Here is a 6,859-nt window from a genome sequence, read left to right on the forward strand (position 1 = left end):
GGAAAATTTAAATATTTATGATCTTCAATAAAATTATTAATTTCAGAAGATATAGATTTACGTAATGCGGAGCAAATAAAAAAGACAGCATTAGAAAATGATAATTTTCTATTTCTTGAAAATGAATTACCTAAACTGTAAGCTTCTTTAAATTCACTCGAAGTAATTAAATTGTTTGTATCTTTCAAAATTGCAGATAATAATGCAGTATTTTTCATAATATTAAACCTCGCTATAAATTTATTTCTCTATAGCGAGGCTGCAAATTTTTTCTCTATTGTCAAGCTTTTTTTTATATTTTTTATTTTATTCTTAAGTTGACGACATTGTACGTACGGTGGTGTGAGAGGTCGGTAATCAAAATAATTGATTACCTCCTACTCGATTTTTTAATGAAAAATTGATAATGAATAAAAAAATGGTATAATTATCTTTAAAAGAGGGTTTATTAAATTTAATTTTAACTTAAGGGAAAAAGAGAGGAAAATAAATATGAAATCAGTAACATTAGATATACTAGGATCATGTATTTCGAGGATGATCCTTTTAGATGGAGATTATAAGAAGAAAGGTGTAGTAAATAAAGATATAAAGCTAGAATATTTTTTTGATAAAAATAATATTGTAAGTTCTATGATGCCGTCGCCTTTTGCTAGAGAAGAAATTGAGAGTATAAAGGAAGAAGAATTATATGCTCCAGATAGAATAAAATCATTAAAACAAGGTATAAATAAAGATACACTTCCTATGATTATGAATGGAAAGGCAGACTATTTATTAATAGATTTTCATGATTTAACTTTAGCTGTTTCCGTTTATGAAAATACAACCTTCAGTAATTGTGCTTATGAGTTTTATAATACAGAACTATATAGAAAATATGAGGGCAAAATTGGTAATGTTAATTTTATGGATGTTCCAGAATTTTTATGGTATCCATATATAGATTTATTTTTTAATGAGATATTAAAAAAGTTTGATAGTAACCATATCATTTTAAATAGATTTCATGCATGTAAATTTTATATAGATAAGAATCTACATGTTAAAGAAATACCAGATACATTTAGAAAGCCATTTCATGCAAAATATGAATATAATGAGAAGGTTAAAAAATTAGAAGAGTATATTATAAGTAAGGTTAATCCATATATTATAGACTTAACTAAGTATTTTATAACTGATGAAAGATACTGGGATAATTTAAATGGAGTTCATTATCAAAAATACTTTTATGAAGAAGCTTCAATTGAGCTTCAGGATATTTTATTTAATGATAATTCAGAAAGAGTTCATGATAAGATATCAGCTTTAAGGGTGTCACAAATTTTAAATGATGATTTAGCAAATGATGAGGAATATATTAAATATTTAAATGAAATAGCAAAACCATTTGTGTCTTGCAAAGTTTTAGATGATATATGTAATATTCTTACTTATAAAGAAATAGCAAAAAATCGTAAAGTTTTAGCTGAACTTTATAAGAGTGCTTATAATCTTAAAGAAAAAATTAATAAGGAAGGTATTTCTGAAAAAGATAAGATTACACTTTTAGTTCAAAGTCTTTCTGATGAGTATACAAAAAAGTACGAAGAAATAATAATATTTATTAAAAACTTTTATGAAGAAGATAAAAATGAAGCAGTAAATTATCTTGAAAAAATATTTTTAAATATGATTAGTGAAGGTAATACAGAGTGGGTTAGTTTCCTTGAAAAACTTGAAGGCTATGCTCCTTATAATGAAAAAGTTATCGCATATAGACTTGAATATTTTAGAGCAGTTAATGATATAGAAAAGATAGAAGAATATGAAAAAAGGTTGAAAAAAATAGCAGTAACCCTATAGGGCTGCTGTTTTTTGCGTATAGCAAAGTATAAAATACCTGAGTAAGTTCCAGCAGAGCCAAATATAAAATTTAGGCTGAGGAAAAGGAAACTCGACTCACATTCGTTCGCTGAGTAAGTTCCAGCAGCCAAATATAAAATTTGGGCTGTCACTTATCATGTAATATATGTTAAAAATTTATGTGTGACAGATTATGTGATTAATTATATAATAAATGTTGCATCTAAAAAGGTGCAAAAATCTTTTAAGGAAGGTTTAAATATAATGAAAAAAGTCGGGGAAGTTTTTAGTGACTATAAGCTAAAGGGAAGCATTGCTTCTGCTTTAGTAGAGAATGTAAAAGTAAAAAAGCGAAGCCGTATTATGGAAATGGAGATTAGTTCCGATGATTATATAGAATTACAGGAAATTGAAGATTTAAATAATTTCATAAAGGCACGATTTTTATTAAATGACTCAAGAATATTTATTAAATATAATGAAGGCGCAAAAGTAAGGCCTCTAGAAGAAGAACTTCTAAATATACTTACTATGCTTTCATATAAACATCCTTTTTTAAAAGCTGCCATTAATAATTGTGAATATGATATTAATGAAAAGCATATTGATTTAAAATTTAAAATGGGTGTTTCGGATATTTTTAGAGACTTAAAATATGATATTGAAATCAGGGATGAGATTAAAAAGCTGTATAGAAAAACTTACAAAATTAATTTCATTGATGACATAACTGCTGAGGAATTAATGAGAATTAATAAAGAGAGAAGTATTCAAGCTATGATGAATGTTCAGCAGGAAATAAAAACATCCATGCCTGATAAAAAGACAGCAAAACCTCAAACTGATACTTATAAACCTAAGGTTATTTCTAATAATGAAAAAGTTAAAAAATCCTATGGAAAGGTAGATAGTAAGCTTCTTATATTAGGAAGAAGTGGAAGTATAAAAGAACCTGTTATAAAAATAGTTGATATTGGTCCTTATGAAGGAAGAGTTTGTATTGATGGTGAAATATCAAATTTAGAAACAAAGGAGCTTAGAAGTGGAAAGATTTTAGCTTCTTTTGACTTATATGATGGTTCAAGTTCTATAGGTTGCAAGTCTTTCTTAAAACCTGAACAATCAGAAGAGGTTGTAGGAAGATTAAAGAAAGCCAAAGGTGTAAGGTTATGTGGTAATGCAAGTTATAGTAACTTTAGTAATGAAGTTGAGGTTATGGCGAATACTATAATTGAAACTAATGGATTACAAAGATCTATAAGACAAGATAATGCAGAAATTAAGAGAGTAGAACTTCATATGCATACTAAGATGAGTCAAATGGATGCCATGACAAGTGCTGCAGATCTTATTAAGAGAGCTAAGAGTTGGGGAATGAAGTCTATAGCAATTACTGACCATGGAGTTGTGCAATCCTTCCCAGAAGCTCATAAACTTTTAGGAAGAAATAATCCTGATATGAAGGTTATTTATGGAGTTGAAGCATATTTAGCACCAGATAAATTACCTTCAGTAAGAAATATTAAAGGACAAAGCATAGATACAACTTATTGTGTACTTGACCTTGAAACTACTGGTTTTTCACCTAAGTTAGAAAAGATAACTGAAATAGGAATAATGAAGGTTAAAGATGGAAAAGTGATAGACAGCTTTAGCACTTTTGTTAATCCAGAAAAACCTATTCCACCAAGAGTAGTTGAAGTAACACATATTACAGATGAAATGGTAAAGGATGCTGAAACAATAGATAAGGTATTTCCTAAGATGCTTGAATTTATTGGAGACAGCGTTTTAGTTGCTCATAATGCTGAATTTGATATTGGATTTTTAAAGCACTATGCTAAAGAACTAGGTCATGATTTTGACTTTACTTATATTGATACATTAACTTTAGCACAGGATATTTTCTATGATTATAAAACTTATAAACTTGGAAGAATAGCTAAAAATCTTGGTATAAAGGTTGAAGTAGCCCATAGAGCTTTAGATGATGTTGATACTACAGTAAAAGTATTTAATATTATGATGAAGATGCTTAAAGAAAGAGGAGCTAAAACTTTAGAAGATATAGAAGAATGTGCATGTACTGAAGAATCTAAGAAGGTTCAGTATAAAAAGTTAAAGACATATCATGCTATTATTTTAGCTAAGGATTACACTGGACTTAAGAATCTTTATAAGCTTGTATCATACTCTCACTTAGATTATTTCTATAAAAAACCACGTATTTTAAAGAGTATGTTTAAGAAGTATTCAGAAGGCCTTATTTTAGGAAGTGCCTGCTGTGAAGGTGAGCTTTACAAGGCAATCTTAGATGGAAAACCTGATGAAGAAATTGAAAAAATAGCATCAGACTATGATTATCTTGAAATTCAACCTATAGGAAATGATGAATTCTTAGTTAGAAATGGTCAGGTTCCGAGTAGAGAGTATCTAAAAGAAATAAATAGAACAATTATAAATATAGCTGAAAAACAAAATAAGTTAGTTGTTGCTACTGGAGATGTTCATTTCATGGACCCAGAAGATGAAATATATAGACGTATACTTGAAGCAGGTCAAGGATTTAAGGATGCAGATGAACAAGCACCTCTATATTTAAGAACAACTGAAGAAATGCTTAAAGAATTTGATTACTTAGGGGAAGAAAAGGCTTATGAAGTAGTTGTAACTAATACTAATAAGATTTCTGATATGTGTGAACAAATAAGTCCAATATCAGATGAAAAATGTCCTCCTCACATTGATGGATGTGAACAAACAATTAAGGATATAGCTTATGATAAGGCTCATGAACTTTACGGAAATCCCCTTCCTTCAATAGTACAGGAAAGACTAGATCATGAACTTGAGTCTATTATAAAAAATGGATTCTCAGTTATGTATATAATTGCACAAAAGCTAGTTTGGAAGTCTAATGAAGATGGATATTTAGTTGGTTCGAGAGGATCAGTTGGATCTTCTTTAGTTGCATATATGACAGGAATAACAGAGGTTAATGCCCTGCAGCCTCATTATAGATGTCCTAATTGTAAATATTCAGATTTTAATGATTATGGGGTAAGTAACGGATTTGATTTACCTGATAAAGTATGTCCAACTTGTGGAACAGATCTTGAAAAGGATGGGATGGATATTACTTTTGAAACTTTCCTAGGGTTTAATGGAGATAAGGAACCAGATATCGACTTAAACTTTTCAGGAGAATATCAGGCTAAGGCTCATAGATATACAGAAGTTATCTTTGGTAAAGGAACAACATTTAAAGCTGGAACAATAGGTACTATTGCAGAAAAAACAGCTTTTGGATATGTTAAAAAGTATTATGAAGAACGAAGTAAATCTATTAACAAAGCTGAAATTACAAGAATAGCTAAAGGATGTACAGGAATAAAAAGAACTACAGGACAGCATCCAGGGGGAATTATAGTTGTACCAAAAGGAAGAGAAATTTTTGAATTCTGTCCTGTACAGCACCCTGCAGATGATCCAGAATCAGATATAATTACAACACATTTTGATTACCATTCAATTGACCAAAACCTACTTAAGCTAGATATACTTGGTCATGATGATCCTACGGTAATAAGAATGCTTCAAGATATAACAGGAGTAGATCCTAAGAAGATTCCTTTAGATGATAAGGCAACTATGTCTATTTTTAATTCAACAGATGCATTAGGAGTGACTCCAGAGCAGATAAACTCTAAGGTTGGAACTTATGGTATTCCTGAGTTTGGTACTAAATTTGCAAGAGGAATGCTTCTTGATACTATGCCAAAGCAATTTGCTGACCTTTTATGTATATCAGGACTTTCCCATGGTACTGATGTTTGGCTTGGAAATGCTAAGGATCTTATTGATCAAGGTATAGTTACAAGCATTAGTGATGCGGTTTGTTGTAGAGATGATATTATGGTTTATCTAATAAAGATGGGATTACCTAAGGATACTTCCTTTAAGATAATGGAAACTGTTCGTAAGGGGAAGGCCTTAAAAGATCCTGAAAAATGGGCAGAATATGAAGCTTTAATGAGAGAACATGATGTTCCTGAATGGTATATTGAAAGTTGTAAAAAGATTAAGTACATGTTCCCTAAGGCCCATGCTGCAGCCTATGTAATGATGGCCTTTAGAATTGCATGGTTTAAGGTTCATATTCCAGAGGCATATTATGCAGCTTACTTCTCTATAAGAGCAAAAGCCTTTGATGCTGAATATATGATTAATGGAAAAGAAAAAGTAATAGAAAAAATGAAAGAAATTACTAACATGGGTAATGATGCAGCTCCAAGAGATAAGGATATGTATGATGATATGGAGCTTGTACTTGAAATGTATGAAAGAGGATTTAAATTCCTTCCAATGGATTTATATAAATCAGATGCAACTAAGTTTAAAGTTGAGGATGGTGCAATAAGACCTCCTTTAAACAGTATTTCAGGTATGGGTAATGTGGCAGCTGAGTCTATCTATGCAGCAGTTCATGAAGAAACTCCAATAAGTTCGATTGATAATTTAAAAAAGAGAGCTAAAATTGGGGATGCAGCTACTAATCTTTTAAGAAAGTTTGGATGCTTAAATGGACTTCAAGAAAGTGACCAGGTAAGTTTCTTTGATTTAATGAATAATATATAGTTTTTTTATGGAGACACATTTTTATGTGTCTCCATTGCATTATCCATAAGGTTTTGATATGATACCTCTAAAGTAGACATGGTAAATAACCAAACTCTACTTTGGAGGTATTTTTTTATGGGAAGAAAATTTAAATATTCAGTTGAAGATAAAATACAAGCGGTTAAGGATTATCTTTCAGGACGGAAGACTACCAAACAAATATGTTCCGAACTAGGAATAAGATACAACAGTAATCATGGAAATATAATCCGTGTTTGGGCTAAAAAATATAAACTATTTGGGGAATCTAGTTTGCATGATAAGCCTCATAATAAATCATATTCTTCTAACTTAAAAACAGAAGCAGTAGAAGCTTATATTAGCGGTGAAG

4 protein-coding genes are annotated in these 6,859 nt (G+C 30.1%); 3 read left to right on the top strand and 1 reads right to left on the bottom strand.

Going from position 1 to position 6,859, the window contains the following annotated elements; translation table 11 throughout:
• A partial coding sequence (locus BM384_RS14205) for a hypothetical protein (protein ID WP_347455087.1) occupies window positions 1-218 on the bottom strand: 218 nt, incomplete at its 3' end.
• 274 nt (window positions 219-492) lie between these two features.
• Here BM384_RS14205 and BM384_RS14210 point away from each other — a divergent pair.
• The 3 genes from BM384_RS14210 to BM384_RS14220 form a co-directional block, all read left to right on the top strand.
• A complete protein-coding gene (locus BM384_RS14210) occupies window positions 493-1,848 on the top strand; it encodes a DUF6270 domain-containing protein (protein ID WP_090014548.1) in 1,356 nt (451 codons plus the stop codon).
• A gap of 264 nt (window positions 1,849-2,112) precedes the next feature.
• Window positions 2,113-6,486: a DNA polymerase III subunit alpha gene (gene polC, locus BM384_RS14215; protein ID WP_090014549.1), complete on the top strand. Its 4,374-nt coding sequence runs from the start codon at window positions 2,113-2,115 to the stop codon at window positions 6,484-6,486.
• 117 nt (window positions 6,487-6,603) lie between these two features.
• Window positions 6,604-6,859, top strand: a 256-nt coding sequence (locus BM384_RS14220) for a transposase (RefSeq protein WP_175537297.1), incomplete at its 3' end; no start/stop codon positions are given.

The sequence above is a fragment of the Clostridium sp. DSM 8431 genome, assembly GCF_900116755.1.
GTDB lineage: Bacteria > Bacillota > Clostridia > Clostridiales > Clostridiaceae > Clostridium.

Bases quoted from the DNA above. Each gene is read 5' to 3' on its own strand.
- BM384_RS14210 (WP_090014548.1), top strand. From the start codon at position 493: ATGAAATCAGTAACATTAGATATACTAGGATCATGTATTTCGAGGATG.
- polC (WP_090014549.1), top strand. From the start codon at position 2,113: ATGAAAAAAGTCGGGGAAGTTTTTAGTGACTATAAGCTAAAGGGAAGC.